Raw genomic sequence first — 23,352 nt, forward strand, 5'->3', positions numbered from 1 at the left:
CAGCTCCGCACCCCGAAGCAGTTGACGTTGCCCCAGTAGCCCTCGACCTGAGGGTGAACCAGTGGATCCCCGTAGACCTCGCTGGTGGAGGACTGCAGGACGGTCGCGCCCGTCTCGCGCGCCAGTTCGAGGAGGTTGCGCACCCCGACGAAGTTCGTCTCCAGGGTGAACAGGGGGTCACGCTGGTAGGTGAGCGGCGATGCGGGACACGCCATGTTGTAGATGACATCCAGGACACCCACCGCCGCGGCGTCCAGCGGGCGGTTGATGTCGTGCTCGAGGAAGTCGAAGCCCGGGTCGTCCTCGAGGTGCCGGAGGTTCTCGCGCGTGCCCGTAGCGAAGTTGTCAAGCCCGAGAACTTCGACGCCGTCGCGGCGAAGACGATCACAGAGGTGGGATCCCAGGAAGCCGGCGGCGCCGGCGACGAGGGCTCTCATCGATTCTCCCAAGTTTCAGTTCCGGCCCATGCCGTAGTACTCAAAGCCCTCCGCCCGCAGGCGTTTTGGATCGTAGATGTTCCGGCCGTCGAACACGACGTAGCCCCGCATCACCGATTTGAGGCGCTGCCAAGACGGCCGCTGGAACTGTTTCCACTCGGTGACCAGGAGCAGCGCGTCGGCATCCTCGGCGGCCTCGTACATGTTGCCGGCGTATTCGATCGAATCACCGAGCGCCTTCTTCGCCTGCACGGTCGCCTCGGGATCGAAGGCCCGCACGGTCGCCCCGAGCTCGACCAGCCGGCTCGCGATGACGATGGAAGGCGCCTCGCGCATATCGTCGGTCTGCGGCTTGAAGCTCAGGCCCCAGAGCGCGAAGCGCAGGCCCTCCAGGCTCGTTGCCGGCGACGGGCCGCCGAAATGGGCGACGATCTTCGACACCAGGGTGGCTTTCTGCCCGCTGTTGACGCCGTCGACCGCGCGCAGCAGGCCCATGTCCGCGCCCAGGCTGGCACCGGTGTGAATAAGGGCCCGAACGTCTTTCGGCAAACACGAGCCGCCGTAGCCGACCCCGGGGAACAGGAATTCGTAGCGGATCCGCCGGTCCGCACCGATCGCCTCCCGCACCGCCGAGATGTCGGCGCCGGCCTTCTCGCACAGGTTCGAGATCTCGTTGATGAACGAAATCTTGGTCGCCAGAAAGCAGTTGGCCGCGTATTTCGTCATCTCGGCGCTTCGGATGTCCATGGTGATCAAGGGATTGAAAGTGCGCAGGTACGGCTCGTAGACCTCCCGCATGATGTCGAGGGCGCGTTTCGAGTCGCCGCCGATCACCACCCGGTCGGGCTTCATGAAATCGGCGATCGCCGTGCCCTCTTTGAGGAACTCGGGGTTGGAGACGATGTCGAACTCGTGCTTCGCCTTTTTGGCGATGATCGCTCGAACCTCGTCGGAGGTGCCGACCGGGACGGTCGACTTGTCGACCACGACCTTGTAGCGGTCCAGGTACGACCCGATATCATCCGCCACGGAATAGACGTAGGAGAGATCGGCCTCGCCGGTTTCGCTCATCGGCGTCGCGACCGCGATGAATATCACGTCCCCGTGCTCGACCCCGCGGCGCGTGTCGGTGGTGAAGTCGATCAGCCCGCTCTCCCGGTTGCGGGCGATCAGCTCCGCCAGGCCGGGCTCGAAGATCGGGACCCCTCCGGCGAGCAGCAGGTCGATCTTGTCCTGATCGATATCGACGCAGACCACGTCGTTGCCGCTGTCGGCGAGGCAGGCGCCCGTGACGAGGCCGACGTAGCCGCATCCGATCACCGAAACCTTCAAGATGACCCCCTTCGTGTCCCGAACGGTCGCCGCCCATACTGCCGCACGCGGGCGATGCCCATGCGGGAATCCGGCCCCGCGATCAACAGTCGTCGATCGGCACCAACCGACCGTCGTTCCGGGCGGACTCCTCCGCGGCACTGATCGCCCGCACGATCGCGACCTCGCTTTCGAGCGGGGCCGTCTGGACCGTCCCGGCGCCAAGCAAGCCGACGAACGCCCGAAGCTCGCCCGTCAGGGGCGGTTCGTCACCGTAGGCGGGGTACGACGTGCCACCGGAGTCATGCAGCGATAGCTTTCGCTCCGCGGTGTCGTCGAAGGTGAGCGCGTTGCGCTCGCCGACAACCGTCATGCGGTGGCGCTTCACCGGCGAGATCCAGCTGGCGGTCGCGAAGAACGGGACGCCCCCGATCACAAACCTGGCGATCGCCGCCGTGTACCGCGACGGCTCGCCAACGCCCCAGGCCTGCGCGCACGTGGGATCGGCGTCGAATAACGCCCGCGCCATGGACAGACCATGGGGAAGCCAGTCCCACAACACCGACGAGTCGGTTCGTGGTTGGTGGTTCATGCCCTCCCAGAACACGGTCTGCACGGGGTCGACTTCGGGCAGGAGTTTTTTCGCGGCCTGAAACGCGGGGTTATGCAATTGCACGTGCCCCACGACAACGGGTGCGCCGGAACGTAACGCCGCCTGGTGAATGCGGCCCGCGTCGGCCACCGTGGTTGCCATCGGCTTTTCGATGAACGTCGGCAGGCCCGCCTCGATAAACGGGATCGCGACTTGCGCGTGGGTCGCCGACGGTGTCGCGATCAGAACCCCGTCGGGCCGCTGGCGGAGAACGAGATCGAGGTTCTTCGACTCGTCAATCACCTCCACACGCATCGCCGCCAGCGTGCGGACGATGTTCACGCCCCATTTGCCGCGGCCGATTACGGCTACTCGCATGCGCCCTTCCGGTACGACGGCTGGTCTTTGGCCCAGTCGACGAATCGCGCGAGCCCGTCTTCGACATCCACCTGCGGTTGATAGTCCAACTGCTCATGGGCTTTGGTGAGGTCCGGGCAGCGTCGCTGCGGCTCGCCCGCCGGGTAGGAGTCCGGATATTCGATGCGCTGAAATGTCGAGCCCGGCACGAGCTTTCCGTACAGCTCGGCCAGATTCAGCATCGAGATTTCGTTGGCGGCATTGCCGATGTTGTACGGCTCGCCGGGGCGTCCTCTGAGTAGCACTTTCAAAAACCCGGTGATCGCGTCCGTGATGTAGCAGAACGTTCGCGTCTGCAGTCCGTCCCCGTGCACCGGAATCGCCTCGCCGTTCAGCGCCTGATAGGTGAACATCGGAACGACGCGTCGGTCGTTGTGCTTCATCCCGGGCCCAAATACGTTGAACGGCCTGACGATCGTCACCGGCAAGTCGTACTTCTGGTGATAGACCGTCGCGATCGTTTCGGCCAGTCGTTTGGACTCGTCGTAGCAAGCGCGGGGACCGACGCTCGAGACGTGACCGTGGTAGGTCTCCGGGGTGGGGACGAACCGGGGATCGGGGTCACCGTAGATTTCGCTGGAACTGAAGAACAGGAAGCCTTCCAGCGACGGGTTCTGGCGCCCCAACTTGAGCAGATTCTCGATGCCCGACACCGCGCTTTCGATGGTTTCGAGCGGATACTTCATGTAGTAGACCGGCGAAGCCAGGCCGGCCGCATGCATGATGAAGTGAATGTCTTCGCGCACCGGCAGCGGGTAGGTGACGTCGGCCCACACCTCGGCAATGTTCTCGTCGCGCTCAGAGGTGCTCGGGTCGCCCGTGATGAAATTGTCGACCGACAGCACCCGGACGGGTTCTTCGAGGATCGTGTCGTTGAGCCGCTTGAACACCCGCAGGAAGTGTTTGCCGAGGAAGCCGGCGCCGCCGCTCAACAGCACGGTTTTTCCCGACAGGCGGTGGGCGTCGTCACCGAGGCCCTGGATGATCGCCTCGGTGTCGCGGCGGACGATGAAATGTTCAGGCATACAAGGAACTTTCTGCTATGTCAGGTCTGTAGGGGGAATGGGCTTCAAATAGCGGTACGCCCCGTCGGTCTTCTTCTTGATGTCTTCGATGTATTCGTATGCGAAGACGACGAGAACGTCGGGCTTGTGTTCGTCCAGGTAGCTCTTGGGAACGATCGGGATGTGCGTGCCGGGGGTGAACTTGTTCTGCTTCAGGGGGCTGTCGTCGACGGTGAACGGGATTTCGCCGGGCCCGATCTTGCCGTAATTGCAAATCGTCGCCACCCGGGCCGGCGAACCGTAGCCGGCGACCTGCAGACCGGCTTGCCGGTATTCCGCCAGCCGATCCTTGAACGCGGCCATTTGAATATCCACACTGCGGCGAAACTCTTGCAGCGTTTCCAGGGTCAAATCCTCTTCCTCGCGCGCGAGGAACCGGACCGTCGCATCGGAGGGGGATTGCCGGCCCGCTCGCCGCACGAACACCTGCAACGAGCCGCCGTGCGGCGTGATCTCCCGCACGTCGGCGATCAACATGCCGTGCGCCTCGAACAACTTCGCCAGCGATGTGAGTGAGTAGTAGAAAATCCGATCCAGATAGAACCGCTCGAACTGCGTGGTGGCCAGAATGGATCCGATGTATTCGACCTCGACGATGAACGTGCCGTCCTCGGTCAGCAGCCGCTTCACCGTCTCGATGAATCCACTCGGATCCTCGAGGTGGGTGAAGACGCTGCTGGCGACGATGACGTCCGCCTTGCCGTGGGATGCTTCGATGGCCTCGGCTGCTGCCATGTCGAAGAAGGACGTCAGCGTTTCCAGGCCCTCGTCGTTGGCGATCTTCGAAACATTGATCGACGGCTCGACGCCGAGCGCTTTGACGCCCAGCTTCTGCAGCGGCCGGAGCAGAACCCCGTCGTTGGAGCCGACGTCGACCACGAACTTCGCCGACGCCAGTTTTTGCGCCAGGTCCTCGAAATGGTTCACCAGCGCGCGGTTGACCGAGGACAGATAGTAGTAGTCCTCGAACATCCTCTCGCGCGAGATGATCGTGCCGAGTTGGACGTTCTTGCACGTCGGGCAGAAGAACACCTGCAACGGAAAGAATTCCTCCGCGGCGAATTGAGCTTCCGTCGGGTACTTATTCGCCAGCGGTTGCTGGCCAAGATTGAGGAACTCGACGGCGGCGGGCTCGCCGCACAATCGACATTCCATCGTCGCGGTTGGCGGTGTGGGCATATCAAGCTCCTGTTTGCCTCGTTTGCGGATCAATCGCCGGCGATGCGCCGGCCGATTGGAATTCGGGGGCACGGGTCTAAAAAGAAGGTCTTTTCCTTGCCCAAATCGGTAGATTCGCTGATCGAGGGCAACGTGCTCGTCCGTTGAATGCTCATCATCTCCATAACAAGGTGGTAAGGATAGTACTTCACCGGCAGGCTTCGGAGTCACCGTCGATCGGAACCGTTGACTAGACGTCCGACGTCGCGACGACGCCGCCCTGCGCACCCGCAAGGCTCCGTCGCGCCCCCACGGCGAAGAACAGGCTGACCCCCAGGGCCAGCAACACGGGCCCGATCGAAAGTATGACATGCACCGCGGCGGCCGTCCCGTCAGCGAGAGATCCCTTGAGCCACATTCGGTTTCGCGCCTTTGCGATGTCGGCGTCAGGGGGACGGAATTGTGGCGGTAGCACCGCCCTGACATCCGGGTCCGCCAGAATCTCGGCTAGCTGCTGCGTTGGGAAATAGAGTTGCGCCTCAAGACCCGGGCCGTCCTTGGTTTTGAGATGGTCAAGGTCGTTTGTGGTGAGATAGGCCTTCACCTCGACCTCCTGTTGGCGTGCCGCTTCCGACCATTTGATGGATCCGAGCACCCCCACGTTGCCCATCGCTGCGACGATCGCCACGAGGACGAACACGTACGTTGCCGTCAAGGATCTCGCGGCTCGGCCGGGCCGCCTGGCGTGCGCTTGACCGGCAAGGGTTAGCACGGCCACCAATCCGAGTGGGTAGGCGAGCAACAGCATGTCCAAATAGCGTGGCGCCACGAGGTTTCCACGGCCGTATGCGAGCAGTACAACCTGGATGGCGACCCACCCAGCGATTCCTACCACCACCCAGGCGCGGTCAGAGATAGCCGGGCGTCTCGCCAGGGTGTGCCAACAGAACCAGACCGTCGGAACCATTGGAAGGATGATCCTCGCGGTGAACAGGAGCAATCCCTCAATGAACGTCCACGGGGTGGACAGCGGATTCGCGTCCGATGCTTCCCAGAGGATCGTCGCCACGGCGGTTGATGCGATAACGACGACGGCGGCCAGCTCACGACCGTTCCGCTTCCTGGCCCTGGTTGCCAGCTGCAGCCCCACCAGTAAACCGGCAGCCAGAACGGTGGACACTCCCGCCGCAAAAGACAGGCAACTGAGGATCGCGGCCACCAATCCGCCGAACCAGCGAAAGGAGAACGCCTCCGCGGTGGCGAAAGCGACCAGCGCCGCGACGGCAAAGAGCAACGAAATGTACACCATCGACTGGAACCCGGATAGCGCGTTCTCGTAGCCGATCGGAAACGCAAACACCAATGCGACGAAACAGGCCAGCAGCAACTGGCATTGCGGCCGGACGAGGGGCATCAGCAATGCCGCGAGCCAGGTGGCCACGGCGGTGAGCGCGAGCGCACCGAAAATCATCTCCAGGCGCGTGTTCCACTCGCCGGCCAGCTCGAGATGGCCCAGCGAGAGCAGCCGAAAAATGAAGATACGGTGCGAATTGTGCGGGGCGAACAGGTCGGCGAAGGACAGTGTCCCCCTGAGATACGGCCCGTAGACCTTCTGGCCTTCCCCATTCCATTGATCCAACAACGGCACCGGCGAACCGAGCGCCCAAATGACGACCAACCTGGAACCGGCGACCGTGCAGGCGACCGCCGTCAGAAGCGCCACCATGCCGCGCGGGCGTTGCGGTTCGTCCACGGGTGTGTCCGCCGGCGGCGCTGTGGTCTCGCCATGATCGTCTGCAGCGGGCGCGACCGGCTCGGGTGGGGAGCTTCCGCCTGCCGGGTCCAGCACCAATTCGTCGTGTTCGCCCATCGGATGACGTCCCCCGGTTAATCCAGATTCATCGTGGGGACAATTTCTTTCGCGCGCCCCCTGGCCGAGGATCGCCTCCCCGATAGCGCCGCATCAGCCCAAGCGCGCCGAGCGATGCCAGCCCGCCGCCGGTCCAGCGCAACATCGGGCCTCGCATGGCCAGCCCATACCAGTGCAGATAGGCGGGCAGCCAGCCGACCAGGTCGAACTTGCTTGTGCCGGCGGTTCGGTCCTCCCAGCTGCACGGGACCTCATCGACCCGATAACCCCGCAGGTGCGCCTTCGTAGTGAGCTCGAGACCCACTTCGAACCCCCGCTGACTCTCCACCGGAACGTCGTCGAGAAAACGGCGGCTGTAGGCGCGAAAGTTCGTGGTCGCGTCGTGAGTCGCGATGCCGCCCACGTAGTGCAGGCTGAGCCCCGCGGTCCGCGAGATCAGTGTCTTCAACCTGGGTCCCCCACGCTGGCTACCGCCGCGCATATACCGCGACCCGCTGACGACAGCCGCGCCTTCTTCGCGAATCTTGGCCGCCATCAACGGAATCGCCGAGGGCGGATCCGACAGGTCTGCCATGCTGGTGACCACGACGTCACCGCGCGCGGCCCCGAAGCCGGCGATCAGCGCATTCGCCACACCCTTTCCGATCGAATTGCGAACTAACCGCACGGTGGCCGGCCGGTCGGGCATCGCGGCCAGCGCCGGCAGCGTGTCGTCCTCATCGAAGTCGTAACAGACGAGCAGTTCGTGCGGGGTCTCCGCCAACGCCTCGGTCAGCCTCCTGACGCAGACCTGAATATTCTCGCCCTCGTTGTGGACCGGGATGACCACACTCACCAGGCGCTGATCGCCCGTATCGGATCCTGGTCCGGGCTTGCGAGCGCGAATCACGAACTGCTTGCCCAAGATTCGCCATGCCGGCCTCAACAGCAGATACATGCGCACCAAGATCGGCGCCTGCGGCAACGACGAGGACGCCGTGTACGGCATAAACCGGTCGTAGCTCTCCGCGATCTCGAAGTCGGAGGCCTCCAGCAGCTCGATCAGAGAGCGATCGCTGATCGGCACGGTGTGATCCCAGAAATCCCAATAGGCACCCGGGACCAGACGGATGTTCGGCCCCATCGCGATGAGATGCCCACCCGGCTTGAGCACCCGGCGGGCCTCGGCGATCGTCCGCTCGACGTCATCTTTGCCTTGCATGTGCTCCAAGAAGTTGCTCGTGAAGACGACGTCGACCGAATCGTCCTCGAGGAACCCGAGGTCGTCGGCGCGGCCGTGATGGAACTCGACCCCGGGATCGAGCATGGCCGCGCTGTCCGGGTTCAGATCGACCCCGATCCGACGCGCCGCATGCACGTGGTTCAGGAACTCGCCGTAGCCACACCCAAGATCCAGCACCGTGTCGCTGCGCTTGATGCGCGACTGGAAGAAGTCCCGCACCAATACGGCCCAGATGGCCGACCGCGACTCGCGGGCATGGCCGAAGCGATTGCGATAGAGCTGCTGGAGGTCGGGTTCACCCGCGATGTGCATGACGTCCCAATGGTGACAAACAATCCACGTCAGATGGTCCCGGCCTCGACGGCGTCGACGATCCAGGGAATGACCTCGTCCAACATGTCATCGAGGGTTGTGGCCGCCTCGAAGCCGAGAACCTCGGAAGCCTTGTGAACGTCCGGTGAGCGCAACTGGACGTCGTGCTCGAAGGGCGGGTCGCTTTCGTATCGGAACGGGGTGCCGGGACGCATCTTCTTCCAGATCGCCTCCGCCAGCTCCAACACCGTGGTGGGCTCGGGCGTCGAGAGGTTGAAGTCCCCGTTCAGCGCGGCCGGATGCTCCATGCAGGTCCGAATGCCGCGGGCCAGGTCGCCGCCGTAGGTGTAGTGCCGCACCTGGGTGCCGTCGCCGAGGATGCGCAGCGGGTCCTGCCCCTTCGCCACCTTCTGAACGAGGTCCGGCACGACGTGACTCATGGCGAGTTTGACATTACCGCTGGGGATTTCGCGGCCACCCAGCGCCCGCTGTTCGCCAGTCCCCACACAGTTGAACGGGCGGATGATCGTGTACGGAAGGCCGTACTGCTCATAGGCGCCGTGCGCGAAATACTCACAGGCCAGCTTCTGAAAGCCGTAAGTGCTTGTCGGAGGCGGACATTCGGTGATGTGCTTCTCCGGCGTGGGGAAGACGGTGGCGTTTTCGAACACCATCGACGAACTGATCACGTTGATCTTCTTGAGCCAGCCCTTTTGGTACGCGTAGATGGCGGTGTCGAAATGGGCGGCGGCGATGCGTTCGTTCTCGGCCAACAGGTCGTAGGCGTACTCGTGGAAGTAGGTTATGCCGCCGATGCGGGCCGCGCTGGCCACCATCTGCTCGCAGCCCTCGATCAGCTGGAACATCAGGTCCAGGTCTTTGACGTCGCCCTCGACGAAGTGATACCGCGGGTGATCGTCGTAGCTTTTCTTGACCTTCCCATATTTCGAGTAATTGTCGACACCGACGACCTCATGGCCGGCGCGCAGCAGCTCGTCGACAACGTACCCATTGATGAATCCCGCGCTGCCAGTGACGAGAACTTTCACGGGGCCGGGGTTCCCATGCTCAGCGTCGCCAACGGGGCTCCGTTCGGCGCGTCCTCTTCAGCCTGCTTGGCCCCCAGGCAACCCCAGACATCCTCGACAATCTTGTCTTCGGGAATCTGCAGACCGCGGTAGATCGAGTGCGGCACGCCGATGACGATGACATCGGCACGGCCCAACACGACGTCGAGTGCGTAGTACTCCGGGCCATCGAGGAACGGATCGTGCAGCATCACCTGCTTGGCCTCGAGCATCAACAGATGCCGGAGTTTGAAGCTGAGCGAGTCGCGCGTGTCGTCACAATCCGCCTTGAACGTCATGCCGAGGAGGCCAACGGTCTTGTCGCGCAGATCAACCCGGCGCTTGAGCATGTTGACGATGAACTGCGGCTGGCCCTCGTTGATCAGCATGGCCGCGTGTCCCAGCATGAAGTTGTTGTTGCTGAACCCGGCGAGCTGCATGGTGTCCTTCAGCAGGCACGGGCCCGCCGCCAGCCCGGCCCTGGGCAGGCTGTCGACGCGCTTGTTCTGGTACGTCGCCGCGTGATGAATGCGGTCGAAGTCGAGCCCGGCCTCCCGGCTGAGCAGGTAAAACTGGTTGGCGACCGCGAACTGGATGTAGCGGTACGCATTGCAGAACAGCTTGGCCAGCTCCGCCTCCTGCGGCTCCACCTCGATGATGTCGCCGGTGATCCGGGAAAAGAGTTCGCGGACAACCCGGCGCCCTTCGGCGTCGAACCCGCTGATGATCTGCGGAATCTCGCGCAGCTCGCGGATGGAGTGGCCCTGCGCGATGCGCTCGGGGCAGAAAGTGACATGAACGCCGACCCCGCGCTCCTTGAACAAGTCGTGGACGCGCTGGCTTAGTCCGGGGTAAACGGTGCTTCGCAAGACGAGCGTCTGTCCGTCGTGAAAGTACGGACTGATCTCATCGATGATGCGGAAGAAGGTGTGCGCCTGCGGTGTCAGGTACTCGTCCACCGGCGTCCCGACGACGCAGATCACGATGTCGGAATTCCTGACCGCCCACGAATCGGTGGTCGCCGAGATACGGCCGGTCGGCAACAGCCGCTTGAGCAGTTCCTGGGCGCCGTTCTCGACGAATGGCATCCGGCCGGCCATGATCGTTTTCAGCGCTGTGGTGTTCGTGTCGAGGATGTCGACGTGGAAACCCTCGTCCGCAAGCACGAGCGCCAGCGGCAGCCCGACGTGCCCGGCGCCGCCGATGATGCAGATGCGTTGATCGGTTTGAGCTGCCATTCGAAAGCCCCTCCGCTCCTTGCTTCAAGCCCCCCACGGGTTGAACAACCACAAGTTCGTATAGCTAACGTGGTTCCGTTGGTTGGAGCGTACGAGATCTGGGGCTACCACGCGGCGTTTCGGGAAAATATCAACCGGGCCGCAGCCCCCGCCCGTCCGACGGCGTCGGAAGCCTTGAGGCGCAGCGCCTCTGGCAACGGCTCGAGTATGCAACCGGGCTGAATTTCGTCTGAAAAGTATGTGAATGACCTTCGACGCGCATTGCCTCCGAGGACCTCGGCTAATGCCGGCAGCCATTCACCGCGTGAGTTCCGCCAATTTCAGCCCGCGGCGAGGAGTCTCCGAGTAATTTGCTCACCATGCAGCTCCTGGGGGGCTCGGTCGCGAACGCCCACACGGTAGAAATGCGCAAAAAGCTACGCTACGCCGCCGTGGCGGCCGCCTTCCTGCCTATCGGCCAGGGCCTGATCCAGGTGATGGGAGTGTGGCTCAACAGCTACACCGCCGCGTCGCTCCTTGCGGCGGCGATTGTCACCGTTCCCAACTTCTTCGCCAACAAGCACTTCGTCTGGCGGGCGACGTCGGCCGAGAACCTGCGCAAACAGGTGATCGTGTTCTGGCTGGTCGTGATGCTGGCGGTGGCACTGGCTACGCTTTTCACTTCTCTGGTCGACGATGCGATGGCCGGTGACACCACACCCATCCACGGTGCTGCCGTGTTCTTGGTGCAGGTGCTCGGGTTCGGCGTCGTGTGGATCGGCCGCTTCCTGATCCTGGATCGGTGGTTCCGCGACTCGCAGGCGGAGCCCGCGACAGCACGGTCGTAATTCCGGGCTGCCGGTCGCGCCCCAATTCTGGTGGAAAGCCAGCGGCACAAATGGGTTTCGATGCGGGATTGCCCTGGCTTCAGGGTCGCGCAGGGCCCTGGACCTGCAGGCTCCACCGTGCGCCGGCCGCGAAGAATAAACCAATTCCCAGCGCCAGCAATGCGGGCGCGATCTCGAGGATGAGGTGAACTGTCGTGGCGGTGCCGCCGGCGAGCCGGCCCCTGAGCAGCAAGCGGTGGCGAGCTCCGGCATTATCGGCGTCGGCGGGTCGGAATTGGGACGGCAGGATCGCCCTGATATCTCGATCTTCCAAGATTTCCGCCAGCTTTCGCGGCTGCGGGTAGGAAAGGTCGAACATCTGGCTGCGCCCGCCCTTTGCGTTGAGATCGTCGACGTTCCGTGTGGCCAGGTAGGCCTGGACGTTGACTTCCTGCTGGCGGGTCGCTTGTCCCCAGCCGACGGCCCCGACCACCGACACGTAGCCCAGCCCGGCGAAGGCGGCTACAACGACGAACACCCATACGGTGGCGGCCGGGACCGCATACCGGCCTAACCGCGAGGCGCGCGCCGTCCCGGCAAGCACGAACACCGCGACCAGCGCCACGGGATAGACGAGCAGGACGACGTCCAGGTACCGCACCGCGAGGGCGGGTCCACGGCCGTAGGCGAGAAGCAGCAGCTGGATCGTCAACCACGCACTGATTCCGACCACCAGCCACGCACGGTCGGCGATGGCGGGACGCCGCACCAGAATGTGGTGACAGAACCAGATCGTCGGGACCAACCCGATTATCGCCTGGCCGCCGAAGAGAATTAATCCCTGGATGAACGTCCACGGACTGCTCGTCGGATGCTCGCTTGAGGTTGCCCACAGGACCATCGCCAAGGCGAGTGATATGAGGACGACGATGCTGGCGTACTCGCGAACGCACCTCTTCCTTGCGTTGGTAGCCAACTGCAACGACACCAGCGCGGCCGCGGCGAGGGTGATGGCCAGACCTGAACCGAAGGAGAGGTAACTAAGGACCGCGGCCACCAATCCGCAAAACCAGCGCACCGAGAACGGCCGCGCGGAGCTGAACGCGACCAGAGCAGCGATCCCGAAGAACAGCATGAGGTACAAGGAACTTTGAAACCCGGACAGTATGTTCTCGTAACCGATTGGAAGCGCGAACAGAAGTGCGACGAAGCACGCCAGGGGCATGCGGCAGCGCGCCGCGACCAGGGGCAGCAGCAACGCCAAAAGCCAGGTGATCGTCGCGGTATGGACGATCGCGCCCAAGATCATTTCGAGGCGGGTATTCCACTCGCCCGCGAGTTCCAAATGTAAGAGTGCGAACACGCGGAATACAAAGATGCGGTGTTCATTGTGCGGGGCGAACAGGTTGGCGCACGAAAGTGCGCCCTTCAGGTACGGCGAGTACAGGTTCGCCGCTTCCCCGTACCACTGATCGAAGAACGGCATCGCCGAACCGAGGGCCGAAATGGTGGCCAGCTTGGCGCCGAAGATGACGCAACTGGCAGCGGCCAGTAACGCAAACATGCCCTTCGGCCGTCGTGTTCCAAGTGATGGGTCCGGTGGTACGGACGGGGTCGGTCCATTTTCGTCTGTGGCCGCACTGCGATGTCGGAGGCCGACGGCCGCATAACTCTCAACCTGCTCACCCATTTGGCAATTGACCCCCTTGCCAAGCCGCCCTGGCGACTGGCGTTTTCGCGCCAGGCGCGTCGGAGATCGCCGCTTTATACCGCCGTGGAACCCGAGGTACCCCGCGTTCACAAGCCCAAAACGCCAGCGGAAGCCTGACCCGCCACCGCGGCGAATACCTACCTATGTGAATCCGATTATGGGAGCGTATGAGATTGACGTGTTCGAACATCGGAGTTTTCATGGAACCCCCGGAGGGATCGCGATGAGCAATCACACCTACCGCGTGATCGAGATCGTTGGATCCTCACCCGATGGTGTCGACGCGGCCATCCGGAGCGGTCTGGCCCGGGCGACGCAGACCATGCGCGGCCTGGACTGGTTCGAGGTGGCGTCGATCCGTGGCCACCTGGTCGACGGGGCCGTCGGACACGTCCAGGTGACGATGAAAGTCGGCTTCCGCCTCGAAGATTCCTAGGTCCGCCAGCCCTAGCCGGCGACGGCTCCCGGCTCCGAGAAGGGCGCCCCGAACTCGGTCACCGGCTGCAGCCCGCGCTTACGCACCTTCGCGGCGGCGTCGCGGATCAGCTTGTATATGCCGACGAACGCGGCGTGATCGGTCATCACGAACGGCGTCAGCAGCCGGTTGTGCACCAGCGAGAACGCCACCCCTCCGGCGGGGTCGGCCCAGCCAAGCGATCCGCCCAGCCCGACGTGACCGAAGCCGGGCATCACGTTGCCGTACGGCAGGCTGTGGTAACCGAGGTGGAAAGCCAACGGCACGAACAGGTTTCGGTCCGGCCGCAGGCTCCGCCGGCCGGTCAGGCCCGCGACCAGCTCCCGCGACAGGAACTGGGTGCCGTCGATCTCCCCGTGGTTGGCGATGGCGCCGTACATCCGGGCCAGCGCGCGGGCCGTGACCACCCCGTTGGCCGCCGGGATTTCCGCGTCCAGCATTGGCATCTCGCCCTGGACGGCGGCGATCATGCCCGGGAAGTACATGGACCGCCATCCCCCGGACAGCTGGTGGCCGACCTTGCGGCTCACGTAGTTGACGATCGGGTTGCCTACCAGGCTCTGCGGCGTGATGATCTGGGCCACCCGCGTCGGCGATTCGGCCGGTGGCCGGCCCAGGTGCATGCCGTCGGTGCCCAGCGGCTCGGCGAGTTCCTCGCGGATCAGCGCGCGCATGCCTTTACCGGTCACCGCCCGGCCGAGACCGGACATCAGCCAGCCGAAGGTCAGCGCGTGATAGGCGGACTTGCCCAGCAGGCGCCCCGGCGGGGCGGCGGCCAGCCGTTCCTCCATCACGAGGTGATCGAACAAGTCTTCCTGTGTGGCGCCGCGCAGGCCCGACAGGCCGGCGGCGTGTCTCATCACCTCGCGCACGGTGAGCTCGGCTTTGCCGTTGGCCGCGAAGTCCGGCCAGTATTCGGCGACGGGGGCCTCGTAGTCGATGAGCCCGCGGTCGGCAAGCCGGTGGATGACCGTGGCGGCCATGCCCTTGGTCGCCGAGAAAACCATGGGTGCGGTGTCGGCCGACCACGGCACGTGACCGCCCCGATCCGCCCAGCCGCTCCACACGTCTACCGCGGGTCGGCCGTCGACATAGACGGCCAGGGCGCCGCCGCCGAAGCGGCGGGCCGGGAACATGGTGGAGAAAGCGCGAACGACGCACGCAAAGTGTGGGTCCGCCGCGCCGGACACGCGATGACCTGCGTCAGGGCCATCGAGCACAGGGACCGCGCGGCGAGCGACCCGGGACTCCATCGTCACGCTATCGAATTTACTGAAGTTTCATACCTTCCGCCGGGAAAACGTCGGTTAATTTACCTTTCCGTTAGCCCGACGCGGCCTTGAGGATTTGCTCGGCGGCCAGGGCCGGGGTCAGCTCCCCCGCCTTGACCTGGCGTTCCAGGTCGGCACGAATTTTGCGGACACCGGGGTTGGACACCACCCGGTCCAGGACGGTGTCGCGGACCATCTGCCACGTCCAGTCGACCTGCTGGGCGCGCCGGCGCTCGTCGAGTTCGCCGGCCTCGGACAGCACCCGGTGGTGGCGCTCGATCGTCTCCCACAGCTCGGCCAGGCCGGTGCCCTCGGTCGCGCTCATCGTGAGAACCGGTGGCCGCCAAAGCGTTTCGCCCGGGTGGATCAGCCGAATCGCGGCGGACAGTTCCCGCGCGGCCTTTCGCGCCTCGGGCAGGTGCTCCCCGTCGGCCTTGTTGACCACCACGATGTCGGCCAGCTCCAGAGCGCCCTTCTTGATGCCCTGCAGCTGGTCGCCGCTGCGCGCCAGGGTCAGCAACACGAACGTGTCGACCATGTTCGCCACGGCCACCTCGGACTGGCCGACCCCGACCGTCTCGACCAGGACCACGTCGAACCCGGCGGCCTCCAGCAGGACGATGGTTTCCCGCGTGGCCTTGGCGACCCCGCCCAGGGTGCCCGAGGTCGGGGACGGGCGGATGTAGGCGTCGGGCTGGACCGCCAGGCGCGCCATCCGCGTCTTGTCGCCGAGGATGGAGCCGCCGGTCCGGGTCGACGACGGGTCGACGGCCAGCACCGCCACCCGGTGGCCGTGTTCGATGAGGTGCATACCGAGCGCCTCGATGCTGGTGGACTTGCCGACCCCGGGCGTCCCGCTGATGCCGACGCGGCGCGCGTTGCCGGAGTAGGGCATCAGCTCCAGCAGCAGCCGCTGCGCCTTCTGGCGATGGTCGGCGCGGGTGGACTCCAGCAGCGTGATCGCCCTCGGCAGCGCCGCACGATCACCGTTGCGGACCGACTCGGCCAGCGTCTCGATTCCCGACACGATCCCCCAGCGTATAGGGGCCGTCGGGTCAGAAAAGGTGCACGCTCCATACGCCGACGTTGTTGGCCGCCCCGGTCGGGAGCAACGCCAGCGCAAGGACGATGTAGACGAAGAGCAGGACGTTCCTTCTCGACGGCGCCTGCCCGATCTCCGGCCGCTTGATCGCGTAGAGGAAGTACACGACGGCCACGTCGAACGTGATCAAAATCCACCACCGAGTCCAGTCGACGGCGGTGACAAACAGCGGAACCACCAATGCCGCCCCGAGCAACGGCAACACGAGATTGTGGCGCAATTCGCCGAGGAAAGCGCGGATCGGAACACCGGAGAAATAGCGGATTGTCCCTGCTGTGCCGGCGAAGTACACCACCCCGAGGACGAACGCGCCGAGCAACGGGAAGAAGCCCCAATGCAAAACCATGTACACGGCGCCGGCCGTGTCGGAGTCGAAAATCGGGATCACCTTATTACACATGAAGTCGTGAAAATCCGTGCGGCTCTCGACACGACCGAGCATATAGTCGAGCGCTTTCTGCGGCGTGGTGGAAACCCCCCACGGATGCTCGATCAAGCCGTGCGGGAGCTGGGCGCACAACTGCGCCGCGACGTCGCGGCGCCCCAGCGCGGCGACCGACAACGTCGCGGCAATCCCCGGACCGACCGCCAAGACGGCGCACATCCGCCGAGTACCACGCCCCGAATCCTTCGCGAGAACGACGATCGCCAGAACCGCTCCGAGCGCGAACTCGAGCGGAATCGCCTCGTGCAGGTACGCCAGCACGGCTATCGCCAGTCCGTAACCGGCGCTGAGGATCAATCGGGCGCGGGCGGTTCTCACCGCGGTGAGGGAGATGCAGTAGGCCAGCAGCGCGGTCATGCCGAAGAGTTCGGGATGGGGGCTGTAGATGGCGTAGGAAAGCGAGAAGGGCAGCACCGGAACGAGCAGGGCCAGCATCACCTTGCGCTGGGATCCGGTTCCCGTGTTGAGAATCCGCCACGTCAGCACGCCGAGGGCGACCAGCCAAACCACGATCGACGCCCACAGGATCGCGTAGGCGGCGGTGAAGTAGTCGCCGGGGGCGAATATGCGGATCAGTTCACCGCCGAGCCCGCGTCGTACGAATCCCGCCGCGTAATTGCCGACGTAGTACTGCAACCACCATAAATCGTTGGAAAAGACGACCCTCTGGAAATACATATGGGCGATAAGCCAGACGATCACCCAGGTCGAGGTCAGTAGATAAACTAATGAGATTCGGTCGGCGAGGTGCGGGTATCGACGCGGAATATAGTGATCCGCTGGGTAAGTCGAAGCGTCCAGTAACATCAAATGCGCCTTCCCGATAAGGCGTTTGCCGGATAGTAGCGGACGCAGAACGGACGCGCAGCGATTCTGATCCCCTTGGCGGAAGAATTTTTCGGGCGCGAAATGTAGGACGGCTTACAAAATACGCGTGTTTCTATCGGCCGATCGCAGGGAAATGAATGCAGGACCGTCAGAATCGGGCCATGATTCGGGTGCGCCGGCGACAACCCAAGATCACCAACGCATTTGGCAAATGCGCGCTAATCCAGCTTGTATTCAAGCCGCTCGGCCAGCTTGTGCAGCAGGCCGATCGCGGCGTCGGCGATCACGGTTCCGGGCGGGAAGATGGCGGTCGCCCCGGCGGCGTACAGCTCGTCGAAGTCGCCGGGCGGGATGACGCCACCCACCACGATCATGATGTCGGGCCGTCCCACCTCGGCCAGCGCGTCGCGCAGCGCCGGCACCAGCGTCAGGTGGCCGGCGGCCAGCGACGACACCCCGATCACGTGCACGTCGTTGTCGGCGGCCTGCCGGGCCACTTCCTCGGGCGTGGAGAACAGCGACCCGACGTCGACGTCGAAGCCGATGTCGGCGAACGCCGTCGCGATCACCTTCTGCCCACGGTCGTGGCCGTCCTGGCCCATCTTGGCCACCAGGATCCGGGGCCGGCGACCGTCGGCCTCGGCGAACTTCTGGACCAATTCGGTGGCGGTTGCGATGTTGGTCGCCTTTCCGGCCTCGTGACGGTAGACCCCGGCGATAGTACGGATCTCCGCCTGGTGACGGCCATACACCTTTTCCAGTGCATCGGAAATCTCGCCGACGGTGGCCTTGGCCCGGGCCGCGTCGATGGCCAGCGCCAGCAGGTTGTTGCCCAGCCCATCCTCGCCCGCCCGGCCGGTGGCGGCGGCGGCCCGCGACAGCTCCGCCAGCGCGGCGTCGACGGCCGAGGAGTCCCGGCCGGCGCGCAGGTCCTTCAGTTTCGCCAACTGCTCGGCGCGCACCCGGCTGTTCTCGACCTTGAGCACCTCGATTTCCTGGTCCTCGTCGACCTGGTACTTGTTGACGCCGATCACGGGCTGCTGGCCCGAGTCGATGCGGGCCTGGGTGCGCGCGGCCGCCTCCTCGATGCGCATCTTGGGGATGCCGTCGTCGATGGCCTGCGCCATGCCGCCGTGCTCGGCGATCTCGGCGATGTGGCCGCGCGCGGCTTCCGCGAGCCGGTGCGTCAGCCACTCCACGTAATAGGAGCCGCCCCACGGGTCGATCGGCCTGGTGGTCCCCGACTCCTGCGCCAAGAGCAGCTGGGTGTTGCGCGCGATCCGGGCCGAGAAGTCGGTGGGCAGCGCCAGCGCCTCGTCCAGCGCGTTGGTGTGCAGCGACTGCGTGTGCCCCTGGGTGGCGGCCATGGCCTCGATGCAGGTGCGCGCGACGTTGTTGAAGGCGTCCTGGGCGGTCAGCGACCAGCCCGAGGTCTGCGAGTGCGTGCGCAGGGAAAGGGATTTGGGGTTCTTGGCGCCGAATCCCGCGACCAGTTCGCTCCACAGCAGCCGGCCGGCGCGCAGCTTGGCGACCTCCATGAAGAAGTTCATGCCGATGCCCCAGAAGAACGACAGCCGGGGCGCGAACTTGTCGATGTCCAGCCCGGCGTCCAGGCCCGCCTTGATGTAGTCGACACCGTCGGCCAGGGTGTAGGCCAGCTCCAAATCCGCTGTGGCACCGGCCTCTTGGATGTGATAGCCGGAGATCGAGATGGAGTTGAACTTGGGCATCTTGGCGCTGGTGTAGGCGAAGATGTCGGAGATGATGCGCATCGACGGCTTGGGCGGATAGATGTAGGTGTTGCGCACCATGAACTCTTTGAGGATGTCGTTCTGGATGGTGCCGGCCAGCTTCTCCGGTGGCACCCCCTGCTCCTCGGCGGCCACCACGTACAGCGCCAGGATCGGCAGCACGGCGCCGTTCATGGTCATCGAGACCGACACCGCCGACAAATCGATGCCGTCGAACAGCTGCCGCATGTCGAGGATGGAATCGATTGCCACACCGGCCATTCCGACGTCGCCCTGGACGCGGGGGTGGTCGGAGTCGTAGCCGCGGTGGGTGGCCAGGTCGAAGGCCACCGAAAGGCCCTTTTGGCCGGCGGCGAGGTTGCGGCGGTAGAAGGCGTTGGAATCCGCCGCGGTGGAGAACCCGGCGTACTGGCGGATTGTCCACGGTTGGTTGACGTACATCGTCGGGTAGGGGCCGCGCACGAAGGGGGGCTCGCCCGGGAAACTGTTCAGCGGATAGCCCTCGGCCGCCGCGGCCGCACGATCGGCGGCGATGTACACCGGCTTGACGTCGATGCCCTCGGGCGTGTGCCAGTCGGCGCCGATGTACTTACGGGCGGCGGCCTCCGTGGGCGCGGGCACTTCGCGATCGCCGTGCAGCGGGATGTCGGAGAAGTTGCCGACGGCGGGTGTCGTCATCGTCATGGTGGCTACGCTCCCAACCGGGTGAGCAGATTCGACAAGGCTTCCACCGCATTGATTTTCGCGGTCAGGAACTCGTCCGGCCTCGGTGCGGTGTCGTCCAGATCGGCCAGCGCCCGCTCCGGGCCCGCGAGGTAGACCCTCGTCACACCGGCGCCCCGGGCCGCCTCGACCACGCCCGAAACCTCCTCGTGATAGCGCTTGTCGGTGCCGCAGATGATGGCCACTGTCGAGTCGGCGTCGGCCACCGCGGCCGCGACCCCGGCGGCGTCGACCGGCCCTGGGTTGATCGCCTCGACGCCGCCCGACGCGAGCAGGTTGGCCGCGAACGTCGTCCGGATGTTGTGCTCGGCCAACGGGCCGAGCGGCAGCAGCAACGCCTTGGGGCGGGAACCCGTGCGCGCCAGGAATGCGTCGGAACGGTCCCGCAGCGCCTCGAACTCCGCCGCGTAGCGCCGGACTCCGGATGCCGAATCCCCTTGCGGCAGGGGCGGTTCCTCGAGGTTGGGGTATTCGTTAACGCCGGTGATCGCGGTGCGACGGTGCGCGATGTCGTCGGCGCGCCGCGCGGCGACGTCGGCGATCTGCTCGGCGATGTAGTCGCGGGCTTCGGCGAACCCGCCGCGGGCGACCCGCTCTTCGGTGGCCTGGAACTGCTGCCACGCCCGCTGGGCCAGCTGCTCGGTGAGGTCCTCGACGTACCAGGACCCGCCGGCCGGGTCCAACACCCGTCCGACGTGGGACTCCTCCAGCAGCAGCAGCTGGGTGTTGCGGGCGATGCGGCGCGCGAAGCCGCGCCCGACGCCGGGAAAGCCGCCCGGGATCGCCACATCGAACGGCAACACCACCACGGTGTCGGCGCCGCCGACGCCCGCACCGAAGGCGGCCACCGTGCCGCGCAGCATGTTCACCCACGGGTCGCGCTGGGTCATCATCGGCAGCGAGGTCTGCGCGTGCACCACCGCCGCGCCGGCCGCCGGCTCGCCGACGACCTCGGCGACGCGCGCCCACAGCTGACGCGCGGCGCGGATCTTGGCGATGGTCATGAACTGGTCGTCGTCGGCGGACAGCCGGAAGCTGATCTGCCGCAACGCTTGTCCGGCCGGGATCCCGGCCTCGGTGAGCAGGCGCAGGTAGGCCACCGCGGCCGCGAGGCCGCCGGCCAGCTCCCAGCTCGCGTCGGCGCCCAGGTTGTGGAAGGCGGGGCCGTCGACGGTGATCGCTCGCACGCCGTGGTTCCCGGCCACCCGCGTTGCCACGGCCACCACCTGCTCGGCCGACGGGGATCCCCGGCCGCTCAGCGTCGCGGTCAGCGGGTCCGCGCCCAGGTCGATCGACAGGGCGTCGCGCTTGTCGGCATCGAGCCCGTCGACCAACGCCAGCAGGGCGTCGCAGGCGTCGGCGTAGTGGGCGCCCGCGTCGAGGATCACCGGCACCAGATCCAGGTACACCCCCGAGAGCAGCTGCCCGAGGTCGCCGGCCGCCACGCCGGACTCTCCCACGCGCACCAGCAGCGCGCTGACGCCGTCGGTGAGGGCGGCCAGCACCGCGGCGTTGGGGTCGTCGCAGCCCGGCGCGGGAAAAACCTCGGCGACCTTCCAGCCGGCGTCGACGTCGCGGGTCGCGTCGGCGCCGCGCACGTAGGGCCACTCGCCGGGCAGCGCCGGTTCGGGGAGCTGGTCGAGTGCGGTATAGAGCGCCCGAACGGGGATCCCCTCATAGGTCGGGGTTTCCAGCAGCCGTTCGGGCTCGTCCCCCAGTTGGTCGGGATCCTTGCGCGAGCTCTTCGAGAGCACACCGGCGACGGCCGTGCGCCAACGCCCGCGAACCTCTTCCAGGCCGGCGAGTTCGGGTACATCAATGGACACCGATTGCTCCCTTTTTCCCAGTAAACGGGGCTCTGCCAATTACTGACGAGGCTAATTGATCGGGCCTCCCGGCAAAAAACCGCGCCGGGCGCCCAGCGCGGCGCGCCGGTTGCGTGCGGCGATGAAACGCCAGGCTCGCGAAAGGACTTATTCGACCGTTCCCCGTACCCTTGACAGGCGTGACGGCTTCCGCCACCTGCAAAATCACCGAGCGACTGCGCGACGTCGGCCGCGCCCTGGCCGTGACGGCCCGGCAGCTGTCCGGGCCCCGAACGGTCGCGGCAGTGGTCGGTATCACAGTGCTGATCGTGGCGGCCACCTGGCTTCCGCTGCCGACGCCGGTGCAGATGCGGGACTGGGCGGAGTCGGTGGGCCCCTGGTTCCCGTTGGCGTTCCTGGCCGCGCACATCGTGGTCACGGTGGTGCCGGTCCCCCGCACCGCGTTCACCCTGGCCGCCGGGCTGCTGTTCGGCCCCTTGCTGGGGGTCGCCATCGCGGTGGTCGCCAGCACCGCGAGCGCGGTGCTCGCGCTGCTGCTGGTGCGCGCGGCCGGGTGGCAGCTCAACCGCCTGGTTCGCCATCGCTCGATCGACACGGTCGACGAGCGGTTGCGCGAACGCGGCTGGCTGGCCGTCTTCTCGCTGAGGTTGATCCCCGCCGTGCCGTTTTCGGCGATCAACTACGCCGCGGGCGCGTCAGCCGTGCGGCTGGCGCCGTACACCCTGGCAACGCTGGCCGGTCTGCTGCCCGGGACCGCGGCCGTGGTGATCCTCGGCGACGCCCTCGCCAGTCACCCCAGCCCGCTGCTGCTGCTGGTATCCCTGTGCACCGGCGCTTTAGGGCTGACGGGGCTGATCGTCGAGATCCGCCACTTCCGGCGCCACCACCGCCGGAGGATCCAGGGAGACGAGCGTTCGGCCGAGCCGGCCGTCGTCACCTGACGTCGCCTCGGCGATTCTGAACCGAACCTGAAGATCTGAGCGCTACGAGCCGCTCTTCAGGTTGATTTCAGATCCGCTTCCTACCGTCGCCGGCATCACCCCGAGCAACGAGGAGGCACAGTGACCGACGAGGAACCCACCCAAACCACCCAACCCGCAACTCCACCTTCGGTCCTGCAGCGGCACCCGCTCGGTGTCGCCGTCGGCACCGGATTGGCCGGGCTCGTCGTCGGCGCGTTCGGGGCCGCCACCCTGATCGGCCTCTGGGCCCCCGCGCCCCCGCCGCCGGGCTGGGGTTTTCCGCCGCCGCCGGGTGCCCTGGGCCCCCCGCCGCCACCGCCGTTTGGCTGGCACGCACCGCCGCCGCCCTGGGCCGGCCCGCCGCCGGGCCAGCCGCCGCAGCCCGGCGTCCCCGCTCCCCCCGCCGGACCGGCGTCCCCGCCGTCGTCGCCGCCGCAGGCCCACTAACAAACAAAAAGGAGAAACGGTTAATGAACATCAAGCAAGTGATCGCCGGTTCGTTGCTCGCGGGAGCCCTCGGGATGGCCACGGCGGGTTTCGGCGCCGCGGTGGCCGGCGCTGATCCGCCGCCGCCACCACCGGCACCGGGGCAACCCGGACCGCAACCGCCCGGTCCGGGGGGTCCGGGCGGACCGTTCGGGGCTCCCCCGCCCGGGCCCGGTGCGCCGGGCGGACCATTTGGGCAGCACCCCGGCGGAGCACCTCCACCGCCGCCGGGATTCTGACGCCGGCCGTCCGGACACTGACGAGCGGTGGTCGCCTCA

20 protein-coding genes are annotated in these 23,352 nt (G+C 65.8%); 5 read left to right on the plus strand and 15 right to left on the minus strand.

The annotated features are described in order from the left end of the window. From AC5Y7V_RS20100 to AC5Y7V_RS20140, 9 genes are all read right to left on the minus strand, one after another. Window positions 1–437, minus strand: a 437-nt coding sequence (locus tag AC5Y7V_RS20100; RefSeq protein ID WP_499881798.1) for an NAD-dependent epimerase/dehydratase family protein, incomplete at its 3' end; no start/stop codon positions are given. 15 nt (window positions 438–452) lie between these two features. Next, a complete protein-coding gene (locus AC5Y7V_RS20105) occupies window positions 453–1,769 on the minus strand; it encodes a UDP-glucose dehydrogenase family protein (protein ID WP_499881799.1) in 1,317 nt (438 codons plus the stop codon). Window positions 1,770–1,851: 82 nt separating this feature from the next. Further along, window positions 1,852–2,718, minus strand: coding sequence for a Gfo/Idh/MocA family protein (locus tag AC5Y7V_RS20110; protein ID WP_499881800.1), 867 nt, complete (start codon window positions 2,716–2,718; stop codon window positions 1,852–1,854). Beyond that, complete coding sequence (locus tag AC5Y7V_RS20115) at window positions 2,709–3,782, minus strand: NAD-dependent epimerase/dehydratase family protein (RefSeq protein WP_499881801.1); 1,074 nt, start codon at window positions 3,780–3,782, stop codon at window positions 2,709–2,711. The genes AC5Y7V_RS20110 and AC5Y7V_RS20115 overlap by 10 nt, the downstream gene beginning before the upstream one ends. Window positions 3,783–3,797: 15 nt before the next feature. Next, entirely contained in the window at window positions 3,798–5,210 is a 1,413-nt protein-coding gene (locus tag AC5Y7V_RS20120) for a class I SAM-dependent methyltransferase (RefSeq protein WP_499881802.1), read from the minus strand. Window positions 5,211–5,229: 19 nt separating this feature from the next. Beyond that, complete coding sequence (locus AC5Y7V_RS20125) at window positions 5,230–6,849, minus strand: hypothetical protein (protein WP_499881803.1); 1,620 nt, start codon at window positions 6,847–6,849, stop codon at window positions 5,230–5,232. Between the two features lie 28 nt (window positions 6,850–6,877). Then, window positions 6,878–8,383 carry a glycosyltransferase gene (locus AC5Y7V_RS20130; RefSeq protein WP_499881804.1) on the minus strand — a complete coding sequence of 502 codons (1,506 nt, stop codon included), beginning with the start codon at window positions 8,381–8,383 and terminating at the stop codon, window positions 6,878–6,880. 29 nt (window positions 8,384–8,412) lie between these two features. Then, window positions 8,413–9,432 carry an NAD-dependent epimerase/dehydratase family protein gene (locus tag AC5Y7V_RS20135; RefSeq protein WP_499881805.1) on the minus strand — a complete coding sequence of 340 codons (1,020 nt, stop codon included), beginning with the start codon at window positions 9,430–9,432 and terminating at the stop codon, window positions 8,413–8,415. Then, a complete protein-coding gene (locus AC5Y7V_RS20140) occupies window positions 9,429–10,688 on the minus strand; it encodes a nucleotide sugar dehydrogenase (RefSeq protein ID WP_499881806.1) in 1,260 nt (419 codons plus the stop codon). Before AC5Y7V_RS20140 ends, AC5Y7V_RS20135 begins: the two co-directional genes overlap by 4 nt. Window positions 10,689–11,047: 359 nt before the next feature. Between AC5Y7V_RS20140 and AC5Y7V_RS20145 the strand changes: the two genes are divergently transcribed. Then, complete coding sequence (locus tag AC5Y7V_RS20145) at window positions 11,048–11,515, plus strand: GtrA domain-containing protein (protein ID WP_499881807.1); 468 nt, start codon at window positions 11,048–11,050, stop codon at window positions 11,513–11,515. Window positions 11,516–11,594: 79 nt separating this feature from the next. On the opposite strand, the gene AC5Y7V_RS20150 is transcribed toward AC5Y7V_RS20145, so the two are convergent. After that, window positions 11,595–13,184, minus strand: coding sequence for a hypothetical protein (locus AC5Y7V_RS20150; protein WP_499881808.1), 1,590 nt, complete (start codon window positions 13,182–13,184; stop codon window positions 11,595–11,597). A 244-nt stretch (window positions 13,185–13,428) separates the two neighbouring features. Between AC5Y7V_RS20150 and AC5Y7V_RS20155 the strand changes: the two genes are divergently transcribed. Next, window positions 13,429–13,641, plus strand: coding sequence for a dodecin (locus AC5Y7V_RS20155; RefSeq protein ID WP_499881809.1), 213 nt, complete (start codon window positions 13,429–13,431; stop codon window positions 13,639–13,641). Between the two features lie 11 nt (window positions 13,642–13,652). Here the strand turns inward: AC5Y7V_RS20155 and lipL are convergent, their stop codons facing one another. The 5 genes from lipL to mutA form a co-directional block, all read right to left on the minus strand. Further along, a complete protein-coding gene (gene lipL / locus AC5Y7V_RS20160; protein ID WP_499882031.1) occupies window positions 13,653–14,933 on the minus strand; it encodes an esterase/beta-lactamase LipL in 1,281 nt (426 codons plus the stop codon). A gap of 70 nt (window positions 14,934–15,003) precedes the next feature. Next, window positions 15,004–15,978, minus strand: a complete 975-nt coding sequence (gene meaB, locus AC5Y7V_RS20165; RefSeq protein ID WP_499881810.1) for a methylmalonyl Co-A mutase-associated GTPase MeaB — start codon at window positions 15,976–15,978, stop codon at window positions 15,004–15,006. Window positions 15,979–16,006: 28 nt separating this feature from the next. Further along, a complete protein-coding gene (locus tag AC5Y7V_RS20170) occupies window positions 16,007–17,305 on the minus strand; it encodes an Rv1490 family membrane protein (RefSeq protein ID WP_499881811.1) in 1,299 nt (432 codons plus the stop codon). 239 nt (window positions 17,306–17,544) lie between these two features. Further along, window positions 17,545–19,761, minus strand: a complete 2,217-nt coding sequence (scpA, locus tag AC5Y7V_RS20175; protein WP_499881812.1) for a methylmalonyl-CoA mutase — start codon at window positions 19,759–19,761, stop codon at window positions 17,545–17,547. 5 nt (window positions 19,762–19,766) lie between these two features. Beyond that, the gene (mutA, locus tag AC5Y7V_RS20180) at window positions 19,767–21,626 is read right to left on the minus strand and encodes a methylmalonyl-CoA mutase small subunit (RefSeq protein ID WP_499881813.1); all 1,860 of its coding nucleotides are present in this window, start codon (window positions 21,624–21,626) and stop codon (window positions 19,767–19,769) included. Window positions 21,627–21,805: 179 nt separating this feature from the next. Here mutA and AC5Y7V_RS20185 point away from each other — a divergent pair, with 179 nt between their 5' ends. From AC5Y7V_RS20185 to AC5Y7V_RS20195, 3 genes are all read left to right on the plus strand, one after another. Further along, window positions 21,806–22,567, plus strand: a complete 762-nt coding sequence (locus AC5Y7V_RS20185; protein WP_499881814.1) for a TVP38/TMEM64 family protein — start codon at window positions 21,806–21,808, stop codon at window positions 22,565–22,567. Between the two features lie 120 nt (window positions 22,568–22,687). Continuing rightward, window positions 22,688–23,035, plus strand: coding sequence for a hypothetical protein (locus AC5Y7V_RS20190; RefSeq protein WP_499881815.1), 348 nt, complete (start codon window positions 22,688–22,690; stop codon window positions 23,033–23,035). A 23-nt stretch (window positions 23,036–23,058) separates the two neighbouring features. Next, window positions 23,059–23,313: a hypothetical protein gene (locus AC5Y7V_RS20195; protein ID WP_499881816.1), complete on the plus strand. Its 255-nt coding sequence runs from the start codon at window positions 23,059–23,061 to the stop codon at window positions 23,311–23,313. Window positions 23,314–23,352 lie beyond the last annotated feature (39 nt).

It is taken from the genome of Mycobacterium sp. NGS34 (assembly GCF_059812845.1).

Coding starts and splice junctions, on each gene's coding strand:
- AC5Y7V_RS20110 (WP_499881800.1), bottom strand. CDS start 2,718: ATGCGAGTAGCCGTAATCGGCCGCGGCAAATGGGGCGTGAACATCGTC.
- AC5Y7V_RS20115 (WP_499881801.1), bottom strand. CDS start 3,782: ATGCCTGAACATTTCATCGTCCGCCGCGACACCGAGGCGATCATCCAG.
- AC5Y7V_RS20125 (WP_499881803.1), bottom strand. CDS start 6,849: ATGGGCGAACACGACGAATTGGTGCTGGACCCGGCAGGCGGAAGCTCC.
- AC5Y7V_RS20130 (WP_499881804.1), bottom strand. CDS start 8,383: ATGCACATCGCGGGTGAACCCGACCTCCAGCAGCTCTATCGCAATCGC.
- AC5Y7V_RS20140 (WP_499881806.1), bottom strand. CDS start 10,688: ATGGCAGCTCAAACCGATCAACGCATCTGCATCATCGGCGGCGCCGGG.
- AC5Y7V_RS20145 (WP_499881807.1), top strand. CDS start 11,048: ATGCAGCTCCTGGGGGGCTCGGTCGCGAACGCCCACACGGTAGAAATG.
- AC5Y7V_RS20150 (WP_499881808.1), bottom strand. CDS start 13,184: ATGGGTGAGCAGGTTGAGAGTTATGCGGCCGTCGGCCTCCGACATCGC.
- AC5Y7V_RS20155 (WP_499881809.1), top strand. CDS start 13,429: ATGAGCAATCACACCTACCGCGTGATCGAGATCGTTGGATCCTCACCC.
- lipL (WP_499882031.1), bottom strand. CDS start 14,933: ATGGAGTCCCGGGTCGCTCGCCGCGCGGTCCCTGTGCTCGATGGCCCT.
- AC5Y7V_RS20170 (WP_499881811.1), bottom strand. CDS start 17,305: ATGTTACTGGACGCTTCGACTTACCCAGCGGATCACTATATTCCGCGT.
- scpA (WP_499881812.1), bottom strand. CDS start 19,761: ATGACGATGACGACACCCGCCGTCGGCAACTTCTCCGACATCCCGCTG.
- AC5Y7V_RS20195 (WP_499881816.1), top strand. CDS start 23,059: ATGAACATCAAGCAAGTGATCGCCGGTTCGTTGCTCGCGGGAGCCCTC.